Below are 22595 nucleotides of genomic sequence, written 5' to 3' on the forward strand. Positions count from 1 at the left end.
GCAAAATATGAGTCTAACCATTTGCTGAGCCGTATATCGGTGCAAATGGTGTCGGACGGCAAGCAAAATAATCTCACAAATTGAAGACCCCGGCCAGCGAATGCTGGCCGGGGTCTTTAATGTCGGAAAAATCGAAGATTAGAAAAAGCCCTTGCGCTGCCACCAGCCGCCTTTTTTCGGCTTGGCTTCGCCAGCGGCAGCTTCTTCGGTCTCGACGACCGAGGTGACGACAGGCGTCGCAGGCGCGATTGCAGCCGCGGCAGGGGGTTCAGTGCTGGGGGCTTCGGAGACGACCTCATCCTCGGCTGGGGCTGCGGCAGCCTTGCGACGTGGCGCACGCGGCTTTGCCGCCTTCTTTCCGGGCTTCGTTTCAGCTTCCGGCGCTGCAGCCTCGGCAACGACTTCGGCGGCGGGCGCTTCAGCGGCTGCTGCTTCGGCCTCAGCCTTCTTGGCCTTTGCCGAGCGGCGCGGCGCCTTCTTCGGCTTGGCTTCGATGACGGCCTCCGGCTCTTCAGCGGCAACCTCGACCACCGCCACTTCCGCCGTCACGACTTCGCTGGCAACGGTTTCGGCAGCGGCGCCTTCGTCGCCTGCGACCTGTTCGCTGCCTTCCGCCGACTGCTCGTCGTCTTCCTTGCGGTTACGCTTACCGCCACGCTTGCCGCGACGGCGCTTCTTGGCGGCGGCATCTTCGGCAGCGGTTGCGTCGACAGCGGCGATTTCACTGGCTTCCTCGGACACAACGGCTTCAGCGGCGACGTCCTCTTCGCCATCTTCGGCTTCGTTGGCCTCGCCAGCGACGACGGCACCTTCCTGAGGAGCGCCATGCTCGCGGTCACGGTCGCGGCCGCCACGGCGACGCCGGCGCTTGCGCCGCTTGCGGTCGTGCTGCTCGCCGCCTTCGGCCGCAGCCGGCTGCGGCGCGCGGGCGGGCTGCGCCTCGACGACGACGGTCTCTGCTTCCTCTTCGACGATCTCGTCTTCGATTTCCTCTGGCTCTTCATAGGCCGGAGCTGCGACGGGCAGGGCGAAGTTTGCCGGCTTCTCGGCAATGGCACCGCGGAAGATGGCGTGGTTCTGCGAACCGACGCTGTCATCGGCCTCGAGTGTGACGGTCACACCGAAGCGGTTTTCGAGATCGACCAGCGTCGAGCGCTTGTGGTTGAGCACGTAGAGCGCGGTCGCAACCGGCGTCTTGACCGTGATGTGGCTGCGCGAGTCCTTGAGCAGGAACTCTTCGATCGCGCGCACAACCTGGAGTGCCACCGACGAGTCCGAACGGACATGACCGGTTCCGCCGCAATGCGGGCAGGGCTTCATCGTCGATTCCAGCACGCTGGCGCGGATGCGCTGGCGCGACATCTCCATCAGGCCGAAATGCGAGATGCGGCCGACCTGGATGCGGGCGCGGTCGTTCTTCAGGCAGTCCTTGAGCTTCTTTTCGACCGCACGGTTGTTGCGGTTCTCCTCCATGTCGATGAAGTCGATGACGATCAGGCCGGCGAGATCGCGCAGCCTGAGCTGGCGCGCGACTTCCTCGGCGGCTTCAAGGTTGGTGTGAAGGGCGGTTTCCTCGATCGAGTGCTCCTTGGTGGAGCGCCCGGAGTTGACGTCGATGGCAACCAGCGCTTCGGTCTGGTTGATGATGATGTAGCCGCCCGACTTCAGCGTCACCTGCGGCTGGACCATACGTTCGAGCTGCGATTCGATGCCGCTGCGTACGAAGATCGGCGTAATGTCGCGGTAAGGCTGGACGACCTTGGCATGGCTGGGCATCAGCATGCGCATGAAGTCCTTGGCCTCTCGATAGCCGTCTTCGCCGGCGACCAGAACCTCGTCGATGTCCTTGTTGTAGAGGTCGCGCACCGATCGCTTGATCAGGCTGCCCTCCTCATAGACCAGTGCCGGGGCCGTCGACTGCAGCGTCAGGCTGCGGACGTTCTCCCACAGGCGCATCAGGTACTCGTAGTCGCGCTTGATCTCGGCCTTGGTGCGGCTTTCACCTGCGGTGCGCAGGATGACGCCCATGCCCTTCGGCACTTCGAGATCGGCAACGACCTCCTTCAGACGCTTGCGGTCCTGGGCGTTGGTGATCTTGCGCGAAATGCCGCCGCCGCGTGCCGTGTTGGGCATCAGCACCGAGTAGCGGCCGGCGAGCGACAGGTAGGTCGTGAGAGCAGCGCCCTTGTTGCCGCGCTCTTCCTTGACCACCTGGACCAGCAGGATCTGGCGGCGCTTGATGACTTCCTGGATTTTGTAGTGACGGCGAACCGGCTTGCGGCGGTTGCGCACCTCTTCGAGTGCGTCTTCGGCGCCGACCGATTCGATCTCGTGATCGTCGTGATGGGTCGAATGCACTTCCTCGATCACGCCGCCGTTTTCGTTTTCGGTGACCGTCGGCTCAGGAGCCCGCTCGGACACGACGTCGGCATCGACCGATGCGGCGATCGACGTCGGTTCGCGCTCGTCGGAACCGCCATTGCCTTCATCGCTGGACGTCTCTGTGGCGTGCTCGTCACCATTGGCGTCCGAAGCATCGCTTGCGGCGATCGAATCGCCATCGTCCTCGGAAGACGCGCTGTCGTCGTCGCCCGAACCCTCCGGCTTGTTCTCGTCGTTGCGGTCACGGTTCTTGCCGCCGCGGCGCCTGCGGCGGCCACGGTTACGATCCTGGCTCTTGCTCTCGTCGCCGTCGTTGTTTTCGTCGTCCTCGTCCTCGGCTTCTTCTGCCTCGGCGCGCAGCAGCGCCTGCCGATCGGCAACCGGGATCTGGTAATAGTCGGGATGGATTTCGCTGAAGGCGAGGAAGCCGTGACGGTTTCCGCCATACTCGACAAAGGCAGCCTGGAGAGACGGCTCAACCCGCGTTACACGGGCGAGGTAGATGTTTCCTTTGAGCTGCTTCTTGTCCTGTGATTCGAAATCAAATTCTTCAATACGGTTACCGCGAACTACGACAACCCGTGTTTCCTCCGGGTGGGAGGCGTCTATCAGCATCTTGTTGGGCATTATTTGTCCTCCCGGCAGCCGTCAGCTGCGGCCTGCGGGAACTCGTCCGCCGCCGTGGGGTCGCTGAAATGGGGGTGCCGGATGATTTTGCGCCCGCCGGTCGCAGCCAAAACGCCATGGCGGTGCCGCCCGCTGCCGTGATGGCGCGGTTACCTGCGGACCAGTCCATGATTGCGTCTGTGGCCAATGCGTGACCTTGCGGAACCTTGTTTCAAATCGAAGCCCGGGAATCCGGACCAGCTACTTTGCTCTTACAGAGCCGGCGCGGAACGGTGCCCGGGCCGTTTTTCCAACGCAGTCGCTACCCCGCCACGGGCCGCGCCTGCGAATCTCGTCGCGATCACTGAAACTGTCTCTGTTGCGAGCCGGGCCATCGCTCGTCGCGTGGTTCCCTAGCGGAAGGCGCTGGGGGCGCGGGCCCTGGATTGCAGTGATCCAATGTCGCTTTTATGATTTGGCGAGACTGAGCGCAACCCTGATTTCCGATGCCGGCAAAGGCGGATGCGGCGACGTCGGGGGGAGCATTCCGACAAAGACTCGGTTAACCTTCTCTGGTTACCACTCGTTAATCGAGGGGCCGCCTGTTCGGCCTGCGAATGGTAACGGCGTGCAATGACTGCACGCCTGCTTTTGGAGCGGCAAGACTGAGATGGGGCCTGCGGCATTGACTGGCAAGAGCTTCCCGTTCGGGGGCACTCAGCTCGGCGGCGCGGTTCGCCGCATCGTGTTCGCGGCTTTGGCGTTCCTCACCATCTTTGCCGGCATCTTTTGCCAGCCGGTAATCGCCGCCGACACGATCAGGACGCTCGACTACAAGATGGCGGGTGACGCGACTCATATGCGCATCGTCATGAATTTCGACAAGGAACCCGAACCGAAGTGGTTCTTGCTGCGTAGCCCGCATCGACTTGTCGTTGATCTTCCTGGTGCGACGCTCGCGATCGACGCCAGGGACTTGAAGCCGCGCGGTCTCATCAAAAGCGTGCGTTATGGCGCCGCGGGCGAGGGCGCCTCGCGGTTGATCGTGACCTCGAAGGGGCCGTTCAACGTCGAGAAGGTCGACATTCTCAAGAATGAAGACGGATCGGGTTATCGCCTGGTTGCCGACATCGCCGCCGCCTCGGAGCGCGAGTTCGATGCCGCGCTGGCCATCCAGGCTGAAACGACAGGTTCGACGACACCCAAGACCGACAGGCTCGGCAAGATCGCGCATCGCGGCGACCGCCCGTTCACCATCGTGCTCGATCCTGGCCACGGCGGCATCGACGGTGGCGCCGAAGGCCTGAATGGCACTGTCGAGAAGACGGTCACGCTCGCCTTCGCCAAGGAGCTGCAGGCCAAGCTCGCCGCCAACAAGGCCTACAAGGTCGTCCTGACCCGCGAGGGTGACGAGTTTCTCCGCCTCGACGACCGTGTTCGCATCGCGCGTCAGCAGGAAGCCGACCTGTTCATTTCGATCCATGCCGACACGATCCGGCTCAAGGGTATCCGAGGTGCCACCGTCTACACCGTCTCGGACAAGGCCTCCGACGCCGACGCGCAGGCACTGGCTGATCGCGAAAACCTCTCCGACCAACTGGCTGGCGTCGATGTCGCCGAAGAAGACCACGCGGTATCCGACATTCTTGTCGATCTGATCCGGCGCGAGACGCATGGCTTTTCGACGCGTTTCGCGCGCTCGTTGGTCGGTGAGCTGTCGCCGACGGTCGGCATGATCAACAACCCGCATCGTTCGGCCGGCTTCCGGGTGCTGAAGGCGCCTGATGTGCCGTCGGTCCTCGTCGAGCTCGGCTATCTCTCCAATCCGCAGGACGAAGAGCAGTTGCGCAGCGCCGACTGGCGCGAGAAGGCCGCGACGAGCATTTCCAAGGCGGTGGCAGCCTTTGTTGCCGAGCGCGGCGCAACCGGCGGCTGAGTCGACTTGCCTGGCATGCTTGCTGGCATTGCCGGCAAGCGGCGGAACGGGCATTTCTAGTGTTTTCGGCCAGAATATTTGGCGCTTGCGGGCTGTTGCCGTATTTTGTCCACAACCGCGCGACATGGGTGGCCGTTAGCGGATCGGGACAGTACCTGCGGCTTGCGATGATGGCGGGTTGGTTTAGGGAATCCCCGGACCTTGTACTGGAGCGGGCATGATTCGTCTTATCGGCTATTTCTTCGGCATCGGCACGACGCTTGCGCTCGTCGTCGCAGCTGGCGTGGCGATCTATCTCGGCCAGCTGACCAAGGAGCTTCCCGACTACGAGGTGCTCGCCAAATACGAGCCGCCGGTGACGACGCGTGTGCACGCTTCGGACGGCGCGCTGATGGGCGAATTCGCGCGTGAGCGCCGGCTCTACCTGCCGATCCAGGCCGTGCCTGATCGCGTCAAGGCGGCGTTCCTGTCGGCCGAGGACAAGAACTTCTACAATCACCCCGGCATTGACGTGACCGGCCTTGGCCGCGCCGTGCTGACCAACTTCCAGAATTTCGGTTCCGGCCGCCGCCAGGTCGGTGCGTCGACCATCACCCAGCAGGTCGCCAAGAACTTCCTCCTGAGCTCGGACCAGACCTACGAGCGCAAGATCAAGGAAATGGTGCTGGCCTTCCGCATCGAGCAGGCCTACTCGAAGGACCGCATCCTCGAACTTTACGTCAACGAGATATTCTTCGGGCTCGGTGCCTACGGCATCGCGGGTGCCGCGCTGACCTATTTCGACAAGTCGGTCAACGAGCTGACCGTCGCTGAAGCCGCCTATCTCGCCGCGCTGCCGAAGGGCCCGTCGAACTATCACCCGTTCAAATATGCCGACCGTGCCATCGAGCGCCGCAACTGGGTGGTCGACCAGATGGTCGCCAACGGCTACGTGTCGCGCGAAGAAGGCGACAAGGCCAAGGCCTCGCCGCTTGGCGTGACGCCGCGCCGGACCGGCACCTATGTCTTCGCCGGCGAATACTTCACCGAGGAAGTGCGCCGCGAGCTGATCGCGCGCTACGGCCAGGACGCGCTCTATGAAGGCGGCCTGTCTGTCCGCACCACGCTTGATCCGAAACTGCAGGCCATGGCACGCAAGGCCATGCAGTCGGGCCTGGAGAAATATGATCGCCTGCGCGGCTATCGCGGCCCGGTCAAGAGCATCGACATATCTGCTGACTGGGGCACGGCGCTCGGCGAGGTAAAGGCGCTGGACGACATTCCGGAATGGCGTCTCGCCGTGGTGCTCGACGCCACGAAGACGGGCCTCGATATCGGCTTGCAGCCCAAGCGCGAGATATCAGGCGCGCTGTCCAAGGAGCGCGAGACGAGCACCGTTTCGAAAGACGACATGAGCTTTGCCATGCGCTACGTCGCCGACGGAAAGCGCGTGAAGGCCAACTCGCCCTCCGAAGTGCTGAAGGCCGGCGACGTCATCTATGTCGAGAAGAACGAAGGCGACAGCTACGCGTTGCGCCAGGTGCCGGAGGTGTCGGGCGGCCTCGTCGCCATGGACCCGCACACCGGCCGCGTGCTCGCCATGGTCGGCGGCTTCTCCTATTCGCAGTCCGAGTTCAACCGCGCGACCCAGGCGATGCGCCAGCCAGGTTCGGCCTTCAAGCCGTTCGTCTACGCGGCAGCACTCGACAACGGTTACACGCCGGCCTCGGTGATCATGGACGGCCCGATCACCATCCAGTCGGGCAATACCAGCTGGTCGCCGAAGAACTATGACGGCAAGGCGGCTGGCCCGTCGACCCTGCGCGCCGGCATCGAGCGCTCGCGCAACCTGATGACGGTGCGCCTCGCCAATGACATGGGTATGAAGACGGTTGCCGAATACGCCGAGCGCTTCGGTGTCTACGACAAGCTGGCGCCCTATCTGCCGATGGCGCTGGGTGCGGGCGAAACCACCGTCATGCGCATGGTTTCGGCCTATGCCGTGATGGCCAATGGCGGCCGCCAGATCAAGCCGTCGCTGATCGACCGCATTCAGGACCGCTACGGCAAGACCGTGTTCAAGCATGATGAGCGCGGCTGCGAGGGATGCGTCGCCACGGAATGGGCCAATCAGCCCGAGCCGGAACTTGTCGACAATTCCGAACAGGTGCTCGACCCGATGACCGCCTACCAGATCACCTCGATGCTGGAGGGCGTTGTCCTGCGTGGTACCGCAACGACGCTGCTGTCGCTCAATCGTCCGATCGCCGGCAAGACCGGAACGACCAACGACGAGAAGGACGCCTGGTTCGTCGGCTATACGCCGAACCTCGTTGTCGGACTGTATATGGGCTATGACAAGCCGCAGGGGCTCGGCAAGGGCACCACGGGTGGCGGCCTTGCCGCGCCGGTGTTCAAGGATTTCATGACGACGGCACTCGACGGCACGCCCAAGAGCGACTTCGTCGTTCCAGCCGGCATGAAGCTGATCTCGATCGATCGCAAGACCGGCATGCAGGCAGCCGAGGGCGCGCCGGGCACCATCATGGAGGCCTTCAAGCCGGGCACCGGACCTGCCGACAGCTACTGGGTCATCGGCATGGGCGAAGACGGCACCAATGGCTACGGCGAAGCGCTGTCGCCGCAGGCCAGCAAGGCCATCAGCGAAGGCGGCGGCGGCCTCTATTAGGCACCGATCGGCCGACATCAGCTGGCACATCGAAGGGAACCGACAAATGCGCGTGGCTTGGCCGCGCGCATTTTGTTTGTAGCCTCGCTTGATAATATCCAAATAGTTATATATCCTTTTAGTTATAGAATGCTGTTCGAGCCTGACGTCATGCGGGAACGCGAGCGGTCCGAAGCCCTGCCGGAACCTGCTCTGTCGAGGTGTCGGACGCGACAGCCGGCCGGAAACGGCGAGACAATTGCAAATTCAGTGAGGAGAAGATGATGCAGAAGATCAGCCCTTTCCTGTGGTTCGACAACCAGGCTGAAGAGGCGGTGACGTTCTACACGTCGGTTTTCCGCAACTCCAAGGTCGGCAAGATGACCCGCTATGGCGAGGCTGGTCCCGGGCCTGCCGGCAGTGTCATGGTGGCCGAGTTCGAGCTCGAAGGACTGCAGTTCACCGCGCTGAACGGCGGTCCGATGTTCAAGTTCACCGAAGCGATCTCGATGAGCATCGACTGCAAGGACCAGGCCGAGGTCGACCATTTCTGGCACAAGCTGTCCGAGGGCGGCCAGCCGGGTCAGTGTGGCTGGTTGAAGGACAAATTCGGGCTTTCGTGGCAGGTCATCCCCGAGGCATTGCCGCGCTTGCTGGGCGACCCCGATGGCGCCAGGGCTGCCAGGGTCATGCAGGCGATGCTGCAAATGACCAAGATCGACGTCGCCAGGCTTGAAGCGGCCTATGCCGGCTAGGTGATCGACGCAGTGACATGGCGGATGGGCAGAGCTGAAGGCGCCTGCCCATTTTGCTTTACAGGGGACGACCTCATCCCTATGTTCCGCGCGGATTCAACAGCCGCCTTCGGGCGCGAAACAAGCAAAAAGAAGCAATCTCCATGCGCGCGGAAACGCAGAACATTGTCGACGAAATCAGGCAGGCGATAACCCTGCTGAGGAGGCATCTTTGACTGGGATCAAGCGGTAAAACGACTTGATTACCTGAACATGCGGGCAGAGGACGGCAACCTCTGGAACGACCCGCAGGAAGCCCAGAAGCTGATGCGCGAGCGCCAGTCGCTCGACGACAACATCAAGGCCATCAAGGGCCTGAGCCAGGCGCTGGACGACAATATCGGCCTGATCGAGATGGGCGAGGAAGAAGGCGACGCTGACATCATCAGCGAAGCGGAAACCGCCATCCGTTCGCTGGCCGGCGAGATCCGGGCGCGCCAGATCGAGTCGCTGCTGTCGGGCGAAGCTGACCAGAACGACACCTATCTCGAAGTGCACGCTGGTGCCGGCGGCACCGAGAGCCAGGACTGGGCCAACATGCTCTTGCGCATGTACACGCGCTGGGCAGAACGTCGCCGGTTCAAGGTCGAGGTACTGGAAGTCCATGACGGCGAAGAGGCCGGCATCAAGTCTGCCACGCTGCTGATCAAGGGCCACAACGCCTATGGCTGGCTGAAGACGGAATCGGGCGTCCACCGCCTGGTCCGCATTTCGCCCTATGACAGCAATGCGCGCCGCCACACTTCGTTCTCGAGCATCTGGGTCTACCCGGTGGTCGACGATTCGATCGAGATCGACGTCTCGGAATCGGATGTGCGCATCGACACCTACCGTTCGTCGGGCGCCGGCGGCCAGCACGTCAACACCACCGACTCGGCGGTGCGCATCACACACATCGCCACCGGCATCGCTGTTGCCTGCCAGGCCGAACGTTCGCAGCACAAGAACAAGGCCAAGGCCTGGGAAATGTTGCGCTCGCGCCTCTATGAGGAAGAGCTGAAGAAGCGCGAAGCCATCGCCAACGCAACGGAATCGGCCAAGACCGACATCGGCTGGGGTCACCAGATCCGCTCCTACGTGCTCCAGCCTTATCAGCTGGTGAAGGATCTGCGCACCGGCGTCGAAAGCACCAGCCCGTCCGACGTCCTCGACGGCGACCTCGACGACTTCATGGAAGCGTCGCTGTCGCAGCGCATCGAAGGCGGGGCAGGGCAGGCGGTTGCCGATCTGGACTAGCCCTTTCCGGCATCACCCTGTCATCGCTAAAGCGTGATGACCGGGTTGCCCCTCGACGGAACATTTCAGGTAGGATTTCGTTAAGCGTGCGGGAGCAGGATTCGCTTGGGAGGTAATCTCAGGGGATGACGCTATGCGTCCAGAAAACCTCCGTTTGCGCCGATACATCCTTGCACTGTCCACGCTCGCGCTGATTTCGCTCAGCACGCCGCTCGCTCTATCCCACGACGCGCCGAAAGGCTGGACTTATCCCTTCGCTTGCTGTTCCGGCTACGACTGCCGTGAGGTGCCGAAGCAGGCGATAAGCGAGCGGCCACAAGGCTATGTCATCGAGGGCACTGGCGAGGTGGTGACCTACCAGGATGCACGGATCCACGAATCGCCTGATGGCCAATATCATTGGTGCTCCGTCGCGGGTGCCAATGACAGCAAAACCATCTGCCTGTTCGTGCCGCCGAAGTCCTACTGACAATCCTGACAGCCGTTCTGCTGACACCAGCGTGTCAGCAGCGTCTCGCTATGGTGCGCCGTCGCAGGAAAGCGACTCAAAACGACATGCGAGGAAGACCAGGATGGTGATCAAGGGCAGCTGTCACTGCAAGGCGACCATGTTTGAGGTAACGGAGGTGCCAGAGACGGTGACCTTCTGCACCTGCACGTTCTGCTCCAAGCGTGGTGCGCTTTGGGCCTATTACGTGCCTGCCAAGTTCAAGCTGACCAGTCCGCCCGAAAACGTCTCGATCTACGCGCGCGATTCGAGTGTGGTGAAGCATGGTTTCTGCGCCAGCTGCGGCTGCGGTACCTTCACCGAGACGCCTGACTGGTCGACCGGCGAAGCCGACTTCGACAATCCCAAGGTCAGCGTCAATGCGCGCCTTTTCGATGATTTCGACCTCGATCGGATCGAAGTCGTCGTGCTCGACGGCAAGAACCTCTGGTAGCCGACCAATTTGTCCTGCAGTCAGGTCCGAGTTTGCCCATTTGCCACTGCTTCCGTTCCGTTTTTCGCCGTATTTCATGCTACAAGGCCGGTGAAGGGCTTTGCGCGGAACGCCCGACGCGTTTCGCGGTACGGAGAGGGACACATCCTGATGAAGAAGACAGTGATTTTCGCGCTGGCTGGCAGTATGCTTGTCGGTGCGTGCACGACCGATCCTTATACCGGTCAGCAGAAGGTTTCGAACGCCGCTGCAGGCGCTGGTATCGGCGCACTCGCCGGCGCCGGCCTTGGTCTGCTCGCCGGCGGCAATGACCGCCGCAATGCGCTGATCGGTGCTGGTGTCGGCGCTCTCGCCGGTGGTCTCGCCGGCGGCTACATGGACCGGCAAGAATCCGAGCTGCGTGCCCAGCTGCAGGGCAGCGGCGTCAGCGTCACCCGCGCCGGCGACCAGATCATCCTGAACATGCCGTCGAACATCACCTTTGCCACCGACCAGGACGCGGTGAAGGCCGGCTTCTACAACACGCTGAACTCGGTGGCGCTGGTGCTCAAGAAGTTCAACCAGACCACCGTCGACGTGTTCGGTCATACCGATTCGACCGGCGGCGACCAGCACAATTTCGACCTGTCACAGCGTCGCGCGTTGTCGGTCGCCAACTACCTTGGTGCCCAGGGCGTCGATTCCAGGCGCTTTGCCGTTACCGGTTTTGGTGCGACTCGCCCGATTGCGTCCAACGCGACTTCGGAAGGCCGCGCGCAAAACCGCCGCGTCGAGATTCAGTTGTCGCCGCTCACCTGAGCTGCGACCGGACAACTCATGAAAGAGACGGCCCCTTACGGGGCCGTTTTTCATTGAGCGCCGGTGCGAAAAACATGGCGCGCTGACGAAACCGTCTCGACTGAACGACATCAGGATGGGTGTAGCAGCAAAAGAAAATGGCCCCGTTTGGGGCCATTTTCTGGAGCGTCATGTCGCTCAGATGTTTGTCGCGATGAGCATGAAGGCTGGCATGTCGTCGCCGAAGCCGACAGTGCGGTCGTCTTCTTCCTCGCGCTGATGGCGGCGATTGCCACGATGATCGTCGCGTCGCGGCCGGTCCTCGTGCTCGCGGTGTTTGCGATCGGCATTGCCGTTCCTGATCGCTTCCTTGCGTTCACGGCGCTCGTTGATGTCGGCAACGACGTTGTCTGCAGGCGCTTCGGCTGCCACGATGGCGGCAGCCTCGACAACCGGTGACTCGTCACGCGGCCTGCGGTCGCGCTCGCGGCCTGGCTTGTCCTTGCCGCCGGCGCGACGTGGCGCGCCACGGCCGCGGCGCGGAGCCTCGTCGTCGCCTTCGCTGGCAACGACAGTCGACAGGTCACCGTCGTGCCATTCGATCTTGTTGCCGATCAGTTTTTCGATGGCGTCGACATATTTGGTGTCGGAACGCGTCGCGATGGTGAACGACTTGCCCGAGCGTCCGGCGCGACCGGTACGGCCGATGCGGTGGACATAGTCCTCTGCATGGATCGGCACGTCGTAATTGAAGACGTGGCTGACATCAGGGATGTCGAGGCCGCGCGCGGCAACGTCCGACGCTACGAGAAGGCGCAGTTTGCCGTCGCGGAAATTGGACAGCATGGTCATGCGCGCTCGCTGGTCCATGTCGCCATGCAGCGCGCCGGCATCGAAGTCGTGCTTGACCAGCGAGCGGAACAATTCCGAGACATCGACCTTGCGGTTGCAGAAGATGATCGCGTTCTTGATCTCGTCGCCTTCCGCCTTGATCAGGCGGCGCAGGGTCTCGCGCTTGTCCCAGGGCTTGGGGCCGGATTTGGCAAGGCGCTGGGTGATGTTGACGGCGGTAGAGGCCGCCTTGGCAACCTCGACACGCACCGGCGCATGCAGGAACTGCTCGGTGAGCTTGGTGATTTCAGGCGGCATCGTCGCCGAGAAGAACAGCGTCTGGCGCGTGAACGGGATCAGCTTGCAGATGCGCTCGATGTCGGGGATGAAGCCCATGTCGAGCATGCGGTCGGCCTCGTCGATGACGAGAATCTCGACGCCGGTCAGCAGCAGCTTGCCGCGCTCGAAATGGTCGAGCATGCGGCCGGGCGTGGCGATCAGGACGTCGGCGCCGCGCTCGAGCTTCTTTTCCTGCTCGTCGAACGACACGCCGCCGATCAGCAGCGCGATGTTCAGCCGGTGGTTCTTGCCGTACTTGACGAAGTTCTCCTCGACCTGCGCCGCGAGTTCACGCGTCGGCTCAAGGATCAGAGTGCGTGGCATGCGCGCACGGGCGCGGCCCTTTTCGAGGCGCGTCAGCATCGGCAGCACGAACGAAGCCGTCTTGCCGGTGCCTGTCTGGGCGATGCCGAGAACGTCCTTGCCCTGCAGCGCGTGCGGAATCGCGCCTGCCTGGATCGGCGTGGGCTGAGTGTAGCCCGCGTCGGTGACTGCGGAAAGGACCTTCGGCGAAAGGCCGAGGTCTGCGAAGGTCAACGCTTCTGGAGCGGTCTGAGTGTCTTCGGACAAGTGTGTTGGCTGTCTTTGCTCGTTCAAGGGCGCGGCACGCTGGCCACGACAGGCGCAAACCGCCTGCAATATGCCGCAACGCGATAGGCGTAAGTGCGCGATTTGTCAACTCAAACTGGCACACACGTGGCGATTGCAGCTGAATACTTCCAGCTGTGGCCCAATGGTCAGTATTTGAATTGCTCGGCCAGGATGCGTTCGCTCCAGGAATGGCCCGGGTCGAACAGCAGCGTCGCGGTGTGCACAGCGGATTCCCGAACTTCCACTGAAACCACAGACTTGACCTCGGTATGGTCGGCAACTGCGTTCACCGGCCGCTTTTGCTCTTCCAGAATGTCGAAGCGAACAACCGCCGTCTTGGGCAGCAACGCACCGCGCCAGCGTCTGGGTCGGAACGGGCTGACCGGGGTCAGGGCCAGCAGCGGCGCATCGAGCGGCAGGATAGGGCCGTGGGCCGACAGATTGTAGGCAGTGGACCCTGCCGGCGTCGCCACCATGACGCCGTCGCAAATCAACTCGTCCAGCCTGACCTTGCCGTCGACCGAAATGCGCAGCCGGGCTGCCTGGTAGGATTGGCGCAGCAGCGAAACCTCGTTGATCGCCAGCGCTTCCCTTGACGTGCCGGTGTCGTCGACGGTCATCATTTCCAGCGGCCGGATGGTTTCGGGCACCGCAGCCGCAAGGCGCTCGGGCAGGGCGCCTTCGCGGTATTCGTTCATCAGGAAACCGACGGTGCCACGGTTCATGCCGTAGACCCGCTTGCCGGTGCTCATCGTCTCACGCAGCGTCTGGAGCAGAAAACCGTCGCCGCCCAGCGCGACGACAATGTCGGCCTGTTCATGAGGAATCTGGCCATAGCGCTGGGCAAGCCGCTTGGCTGCGGCATCCGCCTCCGCCGTGCCTGACGATGCGAACGAAAATGTCAGCGACTTGGCGTCCATGTGCTCCCTGCCGGCGGTCCGAACGCCGATGCCGGCCGCCGGCAACGGGGTAGCACGCTGATTTGCCAAAGCAAAGGGAGCCAGCCGACCTGCGCTCGCCTCGAGCCGGAGCTCAACCGCCGGCCGAGCGGATGATCGAGCACATGCCGGTGCGGACAACGTCGTTGGTGGTCACCTGGCCCGGCTGGATGTCGAACACGGCGTTGACCAGGGTGCCGCCGCCCTGGCTTCGAGCCACAACACGCAATGTCTGCAGCCGGCCGCTGCCCGAAGTGTCTTGATAGGCGTCGATCGCCCCGAGTTCCTTGTTGACCGTGATGCCGGAGAAGCCCTCGGCGGCGATTGCCTGGGCGAGGCGCTTCAGGGCCTGCGCCTGTTTGACCTTGGGAAACGACTGCGAGCTTTTGAAGGAAACCGCCGTAACCAGCGGAATGCCGCTGACCTTGAAGTTCTTTTCGCATGTCTGTGCCTGAGCTACGGAAACGGTGATCGCCGCCAGGGCAGAGGCGACCAAGACTTGCTTTAGCATTTGCTACTCCATGGACGGGGATTCGATGTCGTTCGGGCCTACATTCCGCCTTCGGCCTCGGGAAGGTCAAGTATCCGCCTCGACAAAGACTGTGCCGGAGGCAGGCGTACATTTCCACGGGGCTCACACCACTTACGCATTCCGTCAGCGAGATACATCCATGGCCGGATCGCAAAGCGTTAAGCTTCGCTCGCTATCCAGCTCTGCATTCGGACCCGGACATGGAAGGGGATCGTCGTGTGGAAGATCACGTTCAAGGCCAGCCTGGTCACCATCGCAGTCATCCTCGTGACCCAGGTCGTTTCGTTTTCGATCCGTCATTCAGCCGGCCAGTCCTTCACGGCGTTCGTCTTTGCTATGAATTCGATCCTGCCGGTGCTGACGGCGTTTCCTGCGGCATTCCTGATCTTCTGGCAGAACGAGAAACTCAGCCGTGCGCTTGCCGAACTGTCGCAAGCCCACATGCAGTTGAAGGCAAAAGCAACGCACGACCACATGACCGGGCTGCTGAAGCGCGAGGCATTTTTCGAGAAATCGAAACAAGCCAGGCGCAAATGCGATTCCGGCGCGCTGCTTCTGATCGACGCCGACAATTTCAAGAGCATCAACGACACCTTTGGCCACCTCGTCGGCGACGAGGCGCTCAAGCTGATCTCGAAGGCGCTACGTTCGGCGATCCGCGAAAACGACCTGGTCGGGCGTGTCGGCGGTGAGGAGTTCTGCGCCTTCCTGCCAACCACAGGTCCGGATGAGGCGGCCGCTGTCGCCGAGCGGATCCGCGTCGAGGTCGAGCGGCTTGCATTCTATCCGGTGGAAGGCCGCCCGCATCGCCTGACGGTCAGCATCGGTGCGGTCGTATCCGCTGGGCAGCAACCAACATCGCAGCTCATGCGCCTTGCCGACCGCTGCCTCTATGAGGCCAAGGAACAGGGGCGCAATCGTGTGGTGTTTGCCAGTCCGGTGGTGCCGGTTGTCTGAGGCCGTCTTGCGGGGGCCAGGGTCAGCCGATGCCGGTGACATAGTGCAGGTAGATGGCGAGCACGATAAAGCCGATAATCGTGGCGATTCCGGTCCAGTCGACCCGCGCCTCTTTCATCTGGCGGAAAAGCTTGAGCAAAAGCAGCCACGCGACAATCACCACCACGGCAATAATCACGAACCTGATCATCCATCACCTCCAGCGCCGGCGTTCATGCTGCCTGCGATCTGGATATAGTGGGCGCGAGGCTTCAGTTTTAGGGCGCGGGGCCTGTGCGCATCTGGGGATGCCGCGCGGCTCGCCCGAAATTGTCTTTACTGGACCGCAAAATATGCTAACCGGGGCGAATTGCCCTTGTAGCTCAGCTGGTAGAGCAGCGGTTTTGTAAACCGAAGGTCGCGGGTTCGATTCCTGCCGGGGGCACCAGTTCTTCTTACTCAGCAGCTTCCGCATCCGTCTTGGCGACGGCGTCCTGGCAGATGTCGCACCATTCGGCGCTGACGAGCGTTGCCATGCGCTCGACGCCGATTCGCACTGCGGCGTTGGTGGCGCCGGCCGCCGGCACGACTTCGTCATAGGCACGCAGCGATACGTCGCAATAGATCTTGAGCGGTGTTGCCAGGCCGAACGGGCAGACGCCTCCGACGGGATGTCCGGTCAATTCCGCCACCTGCTCGACGTCCAGCATGCGCGGCTTGGCGCCAAAGGCGTCGCGGCATTTGCGGTTGTCGATGCGTGCATCGCCGCGCGCGACGACAAGGACCACCCGCTCGCCGACGCGCATGCAGATGGTCTTGGCAATCTGGGCGGGCTCGACGCCGTGCGCCTCGGCCGCCAGCGCCACGGTTGCCGAGCTTGTCTGTGTCTCGATGACGTCGATGTCAGGGGCGTTTTCGGCGAAGAAGGCTTTCACGGATTGCAGGCTCATGATCGTTCCAGCGCTGGTCATTGCGAATGAGGTGACTTCAGCCGTTGTCACGCCGCTGTCAAGTTAAGGCGATGGCTGACGCGGATCGGCGTTTTGAACTATCCGCAAAAAAGATTCTCGGGGGTCGTGAACCTTTTGGGTGCTGGCCACGACTGACTGGCATGAGGCGGAGAAACGCCTCCCAGATCAACCGAAGGAGAGCACCATGTCTTTCAAGAGCAAGATGATTTCGGGCCTTATCGCAGCCACCGTCGTCGCAACCGGCCTCATCGGCACCGTCCAGCAGTCGTCTGCCGGTGGCCTGACCCGCGCCGAGGCTGCAGCCCTTGCCGGCGCCGGCGGTTTCATCGCCGGGGCGATCATTGCCGGCGGCCACCGCCCGGCGCCTGGACCCTATTACGACGCCTATTACCCGGTCGACCCTTACGACAGCCACGTCCAACGCTGCTTCGCGCGCTACCGCAGCTACGATCCGCGCACCGACACCTATGTCGGCTATGACGGCCGCCTGCGCTACTGCCGCCTGTAGTCGGAACCAGATTGCATTGTGGGAGAGGGGCAACCCTTCTCCCACCAGGCGCTTTCAGAGACCCGGCACCGTGCCTTCGGGCGAGCCGCCGATCATCCTGGTCAGTTCTGCTGCTGCGTCGCGGACGATCGGGCCGATTTCGCCGAGACGTTCCGAGGTCACGCGCACCGTCGGCCCGGAAACCGAAACGCCGCCAATGGGTTCGCCGAATTCGTTGAACACCGCGGCAGCGATGCAGCGCATGCCGGGATAACGTTCTTCGTCGTCGACAGACCAGCCGCGGCTGCGGATCTTCTCGAGATCGCGGGCAAGCAGCGCCGGTTCAGACAGTGTCCTTTCCGTATAGGCGTCGAGCCCGGCCTTGCGCACGATGGCATTGACCCGCTCGCGGTCGAGATGGGCAAGCACTGCCTTGCCGATGCCCGAGGCATGGAAGGGGCTGCGCGTGCCCGGCCGGAAGAAGGCGCGGATCGCCTGATGTGTCTCGACCTGGCTGACGAAGACCACGCAATCGTCTTCGGCGACGCCGAGATTGGCGGTTTCCCCGGTTTTTTCCATGAGCTCCTGCATCACCGCGCGTGCGCGGTCTACGAGCTTGCGCCGGCGCAGGAAGGCTGCCCCCATACGATAGGTCTCGACCCCGATCGACCACAACTGGCCGTCGCTGTCGAATTCGACCATGCCATGGTTCTGCAAGGTGGTCAGCATGCGATAGGCGGTCGCGGCGGCAAGGTCGGACGCAGCCGAAATCTCGCTCAGCGACAGGCCGTCACCGTGTGCGACGATGGCGAGGATGCGCAACGCCCGGTCGAGCGACTGCACTGATCCTGCGTCCGATGCCGGTTGGAATGCGCGGGGCCGTCCGCGCTGTCGTTTTTCCATCGTTGCCATTGCGTCACTCCAGTTCCTTTTAAAAAACTTTTTCATCCAGATTGGCGAGTGATGCAACGAAAAATGAAAATCGAAGCAAAATCATGTGGTAAGCGTCGATCTCAATTAATGAAAAAATATTTTGAAAAAATTGCAAAATGCGGTCGTCGATGACACGATCAGCCAACATCAGTTTTCAGTTGGAGGTAAGACCATGGCCAGGATGCGCGCTGTCGATGCAGCGGTCCTCGTTCTTGAGAAGGAAGGCATCTCGTGTGCCTTCGGTGTGCCGGGTGCGGCCATCAACCCGTTCTATTCAGCGCTGAAGGCGCGCGGTACCGTCCGGCACGTCCTGGCCCGCCACGTCGAGGGCGCCTCGCACATGGCCGAAGGCTATACCCGCGCCAAGGCCGGCAACATCGGCCTGTGCATCGGTACGTCGGGTCCGGCCGGCACCGACATGATCACCGGCCTGTATTCGGCATCCGCCGACTCGATCCCGATACTCTGCATCACCGGCCAGGCGCCGCGTGCGCGGCTGAACAAGGAAGACTTCCAGGCCGTCGACATCGCCGCGATCGCCGCCCCGGTGACCAAGTGGGCAGTCACCGTCATGGAGCCGTACCTGGTTCCGATGGCGCTGCAGAAGGCCTTCTATCTCATGCGTTCGGGTCGCCCGGGCCCGGTTCTGGTCGACCTGCCGGTCGACGTCCAGCTCGCCGAGATCGAGTTCGACATCGACGCCTATGAGCCTCTCGCCATCCACAAGCCGGCGATGACGCGGGCCCAGGCCGAGAAGGCGCTGTCGATGCTCAACCAGGCGGAGAAGCCGCTGATCGTTGCCGGCGGCGGTGTCATCAATGCCGATGCCTCGGACCTGCTCATCGAATTCGCCGAAATCACCGGGGTTCCGGTCGTTCCCACCCTGATGGGCTGGGGCTCGATCCCCGACGATCATCGCCTGATGGCCGGCATGTGCGGCCTGCAGACCTCGCACCGCTATGGCAATGCGACCATGCTCGCCTCGGATTTCGTTCTTGGCGTCGGCAACCGCTGGGCCAACCGCCACACCGGCTCGGTCGAAAAGTACACGGCCGGCCGCAAGTTCGTCCACATCGACATCGAACCGACCCAGATCGGCCGCGTCTTTGCGCCAGATCTCGGCGTGACGTCGGATGCCGGCGCGGCCCTGAAGATGCTGCTTGATGTCGCCACCGAGTGGAAGACGGCGGGTAAGCTGCGCGACTGGTCCGGCTGGGCTGAGGAATGCCAGGCGCGCCGGAAGACGATGAAGCGCAAGAGCCATTTCGATCAGGTGCCGCTCAAGCCGCAGCGCGTCTATGAGGAAATGAACCGGGCGTTCGGTCGCGACACAACCTATGTCACCACCATTGGCCTGTCGCAGATCGCCGGTGCGCAATTCCTGCACGTCTACAAGCCGCGCAACTGGATCAATTGCGGCCAGGCCGGCCCGCTCGGCTGGACCTTGCCGGCAGCACTCGGCGTCCGTGCCGCCGATCCGGACCGCGATATCGTTGCCTTGTCGGGTGACTACGACTTCCAGTTCATGATCGAGGAACTGGCCGTCGGCGCCCAGCACAAGCTGCCCTATATCCATGTCGTCGTGAACAACGCCTATCTCGGCCTGATCCGCCAGGCGCAGCGCGGCTTCCAGATGGATTTCGAGGTCAGCCTGGCCTTCGAAAACATCAACCGCGCCGACGATCCGGAGGCGGGTTATGGTGTCGACCACGTCGCGGTTGCCGAGGCCATGGGCTGCAAGGCGGTCCGCGTCCGCAAGCCGGAGGAGTTCGCCGCTGCCTTCAAGCAGGCCAAGCAGCTCATGAAGGAGCACCAGGTGCCGGTCGTCCTCGAGTTCATCCTCGAACGCGTCACCAACATCTCGATGGGCATCGAGATCGACAACGTCGTCGAGTTCGAAGAGCTTGCCGAGAGCAACGAAGACGCACCGACCGCCATCGTCCTGCTCGACTGATTTTGAGGAAACACCAATGCCTAAGTTTTCAGCCAACCTGTCGATGCTCTTTGGCGAGCATGACTTTCTCGACCGCTTCGACGCCGCGGCCCGCGCCGGCTTCAAGGCCGTCGAATATATCGCGCCTTATGATCATGCGCCCGACGTGGTTGCCGCGCGCCTCAAGAAAAACGGCCTGACCCAAGCGCTGTTTAACCTGCCGCCCGGTGACTGGGCGGCTGGCGAGCGCGGTATCGCCGTGCTGCCTGACCGCATCCACGAGTTCCGCCAGGGCGTCGCCAAGGCGATCAGCTATGCGCATGCGCTCGGTTGCGAGCAGGTGAACTGTCTGGCCGGTATCGCGCCGGCGGGCAATGCCCGTGACGTGCTGGAAAACGTCTTTGTCGAAAACCTCGCCTTTGCGGCGGAGAAGCTGAAGACGGCGGGTATTCGCCTGCTGATCGAACCGATCAACACCAGGGACATCCCGGGCTTCTTCCTGAACACCACGAAGCAGGCGCTCGGCATCATCGACAGGGTCGGCTCGGACAATCTCTTCCTGCAATACGACATCTACCACATGCAGATCATGGAGGGTGATCTCGCCCGCACCATCGAGGCCAATCTGCCGCGCATCGCGCATGTGCAACTGGCGGACAATCCGGGACGTCACGAGCCGGGCACGGGCGAGATCAACTACCCGTTCCTCTACGAGCACCTCGACCGCATCGGTTACACCGGCTGGGTCGGCGCCGAATACAAACCCAAGGCCGGAACGGTCGAAGGCCTGGGCTGGTTTGCCGGATTTGCCGACAAGGGCAGCGCCGCGGCCTGAGCGCGGCCATTGGAATAAAGGAATACGGAAATGGAAAAAATCGGATTTGTCGGCCTGGGCATCATGGGCGCGCCGATGGCGGGTCACCTGCTCGACGCCGGCTATGAGGTCGTCGCCAGCGATCATCGTGGCGCGCTGCCGGCCGAACTGGTCGGCAAGGGGCTGAAAGCGGTGACCGGGCACCAGGCCTTGGCCAAGGCTGCCGACATCGTCATCCTGATGGTGCCGGATACGCCGCAGGTGGCTGATGTTCTGTTCGGTGAGAACGGCGTCGCTTCAGGCCTTGCCAAAGGCAAGCTGGTGGTCGACATGAGCTCGATCTCGCCGATCGAGACCAAGGAATTCGCCAAAAAGATCAACGCGCTCGGCTGCGACTATCTCGACGCGCCAGTGTCGGGCGGCGAGGTCGGCGCCAAGGCGGCATCGCTGACGATCATGGTCGGCGGCGAGGACAAGCCGTTCGAGCGCGCCCGCCCGGTGTTCGAGAAGATGGGCAAGAACATCACGCTCGTCGGACCCAACGGTGTCGGCCAGACCACCAAGGTTGCGAACCAGATCGTCGTGGCGCTGACCATCGAAGCGGTGGCCGAGGCACTGGTGTTCGCCTCCAAGGCGGGTGCCGACCCGGCAAAAGTCCGACAGGCGCTGATGGGCGGCCTGGCCGCCTCGCGCATCCTCGAGGTTCACGGTGACCGCATGGTCAAGCGCACCTTTGCGCCGGGCTTCCGCATCGAACTGCACCAGAAGGACCTCAACCTGGCGCTTCAGGGCGCCAAGGCGCTTGGCGTCTCGCTGCCCAACACTTCGATGACGCAGGAGCTGTTCAACTCCTGCGCTGCCAATGGCGGGGCAAAGGATGACCATTCGGCGCTGGTGCGCGCGCTCGAGCGCATGGCCAATTTCGAGGTCGGCTCGGAAGCGGCCGACACCAAAGGCAAAGCGGCATAGGGGGGAGCCACGGCGCAACGTTCCCACGCCGTGATCGTCCCAGCACTGTCGAGGACCGGGCTCCAGCGGCGACGCTGGTGCCCGTTCCGCGTTTCCCAAGGGCGCTTCACTTACTCCCGAGAACCGACCATGTCGCGCCGGCGTCGCTTGAAACGACGATGGCGCTGGTGCCGGTGACGGCGACCATACGGTTGGATGCCGGTGCATCCAGCGCCAAGTGAAGGATGTAGCCGGCAGGATCGGGGCCTTCTGCCACCGTCATGAAATCCGGCGCTGCCTCGGTGGCACGTAGCAGGCCACGCCCCGGCGCGAACGCGTAGATCGTGCCGTCGGCGGCCAGCTCCACCGTGGTTACCGGCGCGCCGCCGAGGGCGAGCTGTTGCCAGTTTCTCGCGCCGTCACGGCTCACCATCAGCCCGTCTTCGGTTGCGGCGTAGACGATATCAGGGTTTGTTGGCGAGACCGCGAGATCGATCAGCTTTGCCGGCGCGTCGCCTGCGATCGTCCAGCTCTTTCCGCCGTCATGGCTGGCCTGGATCGCCCCATATGAACCGTACAGCACATCCGGATTAGATGGGCTGACGGCCAACTGATGGAAATCGACGGGGCCGTCGACACCGGGCGCGATCTGCTGCCAACTTTTTCCCGAATCGTCTGACCTGATGAAGCCGAGATTGCCGCCGCCCTTTGGATGCCCGCTGGCAAACAGGATCGTCGCGTCGGCCGGGTGTGGCGTAAAGCCCATGAAGTCGTCCTGGCTGTCCGACACCGGCGTCACCGTGCCGTCGGGCGCCGCCTTCATCAGCCCGTGATGGGTGGCAACCAGAACGCTCGACGAATCGGCGCGGTCGAAGGCGAGGCCGTGGATATGCGTTTTGCCGGCGAGATCTGTCACGCTCACACCCTGTGCTGTCGCGGGCAGGGCGGTGCCGAGCGCAAGAATGACTGACAGGAAGGCAAGAAAGTGGGGGCGGCAGGCCATGGCGAAACTCCGTTGCGCCA

Annotated in this window: 20 protein-coding genes and 1 tRNA gene; 13 read left to right on the plus strand and 8 right to left on the minus strand. The window is 62.7% G+C overall.

Annotated features, from left to right (window positions below; genetic code table 11):
- Window positions 1-138: 138 nt before the first annotated feature.
- Window positions 139-3009 carry a ribonuclease E/G gene (locus H5P29_RS18335; RefSeq protein ID WP_067961821.1) on the minus strand — a complete coding sequence of 957 codons (2871 nt, stop codon included), beginning with the start codon at window positions 3007-3009 and terminating at the stop codon, window positions 139-141.
- Between the two features lie 649 nt (window positions 3010-3658).
- Between H5P29_RS18335 and H5P29_RS18340 the strand changes: the two genes are divergently transcribed.
- From H5P29_RS18340 to H5P29_RS18370, 7 genes are all read left to right on the plus strand, one after another.
- Entirely contained in the window at window positions 3659-4924 is a 1266-nt protein-coding gene (locus H5P29_RS18340; RefSeq protein ID WP_154384182.1) for an N-acetylmuramoyl-L-alanine amidase, read from the plus strand.
- 217 nt (window positions 4925-5141) lie between these two features.
- Complete coding sequence (locus H5P29_RS18345; protein ID WP_067961823.1) at window positions 5142-7592, plus strand: penicillin-binding protein 1A; 2451 nt, start codon at window positions 5142-5144, stop codon at window positions 7590-7592.
- A 263-nt stretch (window positions 7593-7855) separates the two neighbouring features.
- Complete coding sequence (locus H5P29_RS18350) at window positions 7856-8326, plus strand: VOC family protein (protein WP_067966506.1); 471 nt, start codon at window positions 7856-7858, stop codon at window positions 8324-8326.
- Between the two features lie 143 nt (window positions 8327-8469).
- A protein-coding gene (gene prfB, locus H5P29_RS18355) for a peptide chain release factor 2 (RefSeq protein WP_154384183.1) occupies window positions 8470-9601 on the plus strand; the annotation gives its coding sequence in 2 pieces (ribosomal slippage) (window positions 8470-8535 and window positions 8537-9601; 1131 coding nt in all).
- Between the two features lie 133 nt (window positions 9602-9734).
- Complete coding sequence (locus H5P29_RS18360) at window positions 9735-10070, plus strand: hypothetical protein (protein WP_246670690.1); 336 nt, start codon at window positions 9735-9737, stop codon at window positions 10068-10070.
- A 103-nt stretch (window positions 10071-10173) separates the two neighbouring features.
- Entirely contained in the window at window positions 10174-10542 is a 369-nt protein-coding gene (locus H5P29_RS18365) for a GFA family protein (RefSeq protein ID WP_154384184.1), read from the plus strand.
- 150 nt (window positions 10543-10692) lie between these two features.
- A complete protein-coding gene (locus H5P29_RS18370; RefSeq protein ID WP_067961829.1) occupies window positions 10693-11340 on the plus strand; it encodes an OmpA family protein in 648 nt (215 codons plus the stop codon).
- A 177-nt stretch (window positions 11341-11517) separates the two neighbouring features.
- Here the strand turns inward: H5P29_RS18370 and H5P29_RS18375 are convergent, their stop codons facing one another.
- From H5P29_RS18375 to H5P29_RS18385, 3 genes are all read right to left on the minus strand, one after another.
- Entirely contained in the window at window positions 11518-13059 is a 1542-nt protein-coding gene (locus H5P29_RS18375; protein WP_185910126.1) for a DEAD/DEAH box helicase, read from the minus strand.
- A gap of 167 nt (window positions 13060-13226) precedes the next feature.
- On the minus strand, window positions 13227-14000 hold the full coding sequence (locus tag H5P29_RS18380; RefSeq protein ID WP_154384185.1) for an NAD kinase: 774 nt from the start codon (window positions 13998-14000) through the stop codon (window positions 13227-13229).
- A 112-nt stretch (window positions 14001-14112) separates the two neighbouring features.
- Window positions 14113-14529, minus strand: coding sequence for a hypothetical protein (locus tag H5P29_RS18385; protein ID WP_067961833.1), 417 nt, complete (start codon window positions 14527-14529; stop codon window positions 14113-14115).
- Window positions 14530-14766: 237 nt separating this feature from the next.
- Between H5P29_RS18385 and H5P29_RS18390 the strand changes: the two genes are divergently transcribed.
- The gene (locus tag H5P29_RS18390; protein ID WP_185910127.1) at window positions 14767-15507 is read left to right on the plus strand and encodes a GGDEF domain-containing protein; all 741 of its coding nucleotides are present in this window, start codon (window positions 14767-14769) and stop codon (window positions 15505-15507) included.
- 22 nt (window positions 15508-15529) lie between these two features.
- On the opposite strand, the gene H5P29_RS18395 is transcribed toward H5P29_RS18390, so the two are convergent.
- On the minus strand, window positions 15530-15697 hold the full coding sequence (locus tag H5P29_RS18395; protein ID WP_165915959.1) for a hypothetical protein: 168 nt from the start codon (window positions 15695-15697) through the stop codon (window positions 15530-15532).
- A gap of 161 nt (window positions 15698-15858) precedes the next feature.
- Here H5P29_RS18395 and H5P29_RS18400 point away from each other — a divergent pair.
- A tRNA-Thr gene (locus H5P29_RS18400) sits at window positions 15859-15934 on the plus strand.
- A gap of 7 nt (window positions 15935-15941) precedes the next feature.
- On the opposite strand, the gene H5P29_RS18405 is transcribed toward H5P29_RS18400, so the two are convergent.
- Entirely contained in the window at window positions 15942-16436 is a 495-nt protein-coding gene (locus tag H5P29_RS18405) for a YbaK/EbsC family protein (protein ID WP_067961836.1), read from the minus strand.
- Between the two features lie 205 nt (window positions 16437-16641).
- On the opposite strand from H5P29_RS18405, the gene H5P29_RS18410 reads away from it, so the two are divergent.
- Complete coding sequence (locus H5P29_RS18410; RefSeq protein ID WP_067961838.1) at window positions 16642-16965, plus strand: BA14K family protein; 324 nt, start codon at window positions 16642-16644, stop codon at window positions 16963-16965.
- Window positions 16966-17019: 54 nt separating this feature from the next.
- On the opposite strand, the gene bhcR is transcribed toward H5P29_RS18410, so the two are convergent.
- Window positions 17020-17856, minus strand: a complete 837-nt coding sequence (gene bhcR / locus H5P29_RS18415) for an HTH-type transcriptional regulator BhcR (RefSeq protein WP_067961840.1) — start codon at window positions 17854-17856, stop codon at window positions 17020-17022.
- Window positions 17857-18049: 193 nt separating this feature from the next.
- Between bhcR and gcl the strand changes: the two genes are divergently transcribed.
- Genes gcl through H5P29_RS18430 form a run of 3 tightly spaced genes read left to right on the plus strand, consistent with a single transcriptional unit; the run spans window position 18050 to window position 21593 of the window.
- Window positions 18050-19831: a glyoxylate carboligase gene (gcl, locus tag H5P29_RS18420; RefSeq protein WP_154384186.1), complete on the plus strand. Its 1782-nt coding sequence runs from the start codon at window positions 18050-18052 to the stop codon at window positions 19829-19831.
- Window positions 19832-19847: 16 nt separating this feature from the next.
- A complete protein-coding gene (otnI, locus tag H5P29_RS18425; RefSeq protein ID WP_154384187.1) occupies window positions 19848-20645 on the plus strand; it encodes a 2-oxo-tetronate isomerase in 798 nt (265 codons plus the stop codon).
- A gap of 30 nt (window positions 20646-20675) precedes the next feature.
- The gene (locus H5P29_RS18430; RefSeq protein WP_154384188.1) at window positions 20676-21593 is read left to right on the plus strand and encodes a 2-hydroxy-3-oxopropionate reductase; all 918 of its coding nucleotides are present in this window, start codon (window positions 20676-20678) and stop codon (window positions 21591-21593) included.
- Between the two features lie 106 nt (window positions 21594-21699).
- On the opposite strand, the gene H5P29_RS18435 is transcribed toward H5P29_RS18430, so the two are convergent.
- Window positions 21700-22575, minus strand: a complete 876-nt coding sequence (locus H5P29_RS18435) for a F510_1955 family glycosylhydrolase (protein WP_154384189.1) — start codon at window positions 22573-22575, stop codon at window positions 21700-21702.
- Window positions 22576-22595 lie beyond the last annotated feature (20 nt).

Origin of the sequence: Aminobacter sp. MDW-2 (genome assembly GCF_014250155.1) — a bacterium.
In the GTDB taxonomy this organism is placed as follows: domain Bacteria; phylum Pseudomonadota; class Alphaproteobacteria; order Rhizobiales; family Rhizobiaceae; genus Aminobacter; species Aminobacter ciceronei.

Excerpts from the sequence above, each read along its gene's own strand:
- H5P29_RS18335 (WP_067961821.1), bottom strand. The coding sequence starts at position 3,009 with ATGCCCAACAAGATGCTGATAGACGCCTCCCACCCGGAGGAAACACGG.
- H5P29_RS18340 (WP_154384182.1), top strand. The coding sequence starts at position 3,659 with ATGGGGCCTGCGGCATTGACTGGCAAGAGCTTCCCGTTCGGGGGCACT.
- H5P29_RS18345 (WP_067961823.1), top strand. The coding sequence starts at position 5,142 with ATGATTCGTCTTATCGGCTATTTCTTCGGCATCGGCACGACGCTTGCG.
- H5P29_RS18350 (WP_067966506.1), top strand. The coding sequence starts at position 7,856 with ATGCAGAAGATCAGCCCTTTCCTGTGGTTCGACAACCAGGCTGAAGAG.
- H5P29_RS18360 (WP_246670690.1), top strand. The coding sequence starts at position 9,735 with ATGCGTCCAGAAAACCTCCGTTTGCGCCGATACATCCTTGCACTGTCC.
- H5P29_RS18365 (WP_154384184.1), top strand. The coding sequence starts at position 10,174 with ATGGTGATCAAGGGCAGCTGTCACTGCAAGGCGACCATGTTTGAGGTA.
- H5P29_RS18370 (WP_067961829.1), top strand. The coding sequence starts at position 10,693 with ATGAAGAAGACAGTGATTTTCGCGCTGGCTGGCAGTATGCTTGTCGGT.
- H5P29_RS18380 (WP_154384185.1), bottom strand. The coding sequence starts at position 14,000 with ATGGACGCCAAGTCGCTGACATTTTCGTTCGCATCGTCAGGCACGGCG.
- H5P29_RS18385 (WP_067961833.1), bottom strand. The coding sequence starts at position 14,529 with ATGCTAAAGCAAGTCTTGGTCGCCTCTGCCCTGGCGGCGATCACCGTT.
- H5P29_RS18395 (WP_165915959.1), bottom strand. The coding sequence starts at position 15,697 with ATGATCAGGTTCGTGATTATTGCCGTGGTGGTGATTGTCGCGTGGCTG.
- H5P29_RS18405 (WP_067961836.1), bottom strand. The coding sequence starts at position 16,436 with ATGAGCCTGCAATCCGTGAAAGCCTTCTTCGCCGAAAACGCCCCTGAC.
- H5P29_RS18410 (WP_067961838.1), top strand. The coding sequence starts at position 16,642 with ATGTCTTTCAAGAGCAAGATGATTTCGGGCCTTATCGCAGCCACCGTC.
- bhcR (WP_067961840.1), bottom strand. The coding sequence starts at position 17,856 with ATGGCAACGATGGAAAAACGACAGCGCGGACGGCCCCGCGCATTCCAA.
- gcl (WP_154384186.1), top strand. The coding sequence starts at position 18,050 with ATGGCCAGGATGCGCGCTGTCGATGCAGCGGTCCTCGTTCTTGAGAAG.
- otnI (WP_154384187.1), top strand. The coding sequence starts at position 19,848 with ATGCCTAAGTTTTCAGCCAACCTGTCGATGCTCTTTGGCGAGCATGAC.
- H5P29_RS18430 (WP_154384188.1), top strand. The coding sequence starts at position 20,676 with ATGGAAAAAATCGGATTTGTCGGCCTGGGCATCATGGGCGCGCCGATG.
- H5P29_RS18435 (WP_154384189.1), bottom strand. The coding sequence starts at position 22,575 with ATGGCCTGCCGCCCCCACTTTCTTGCCTTCCTGTCAGTCATTCTTGCG.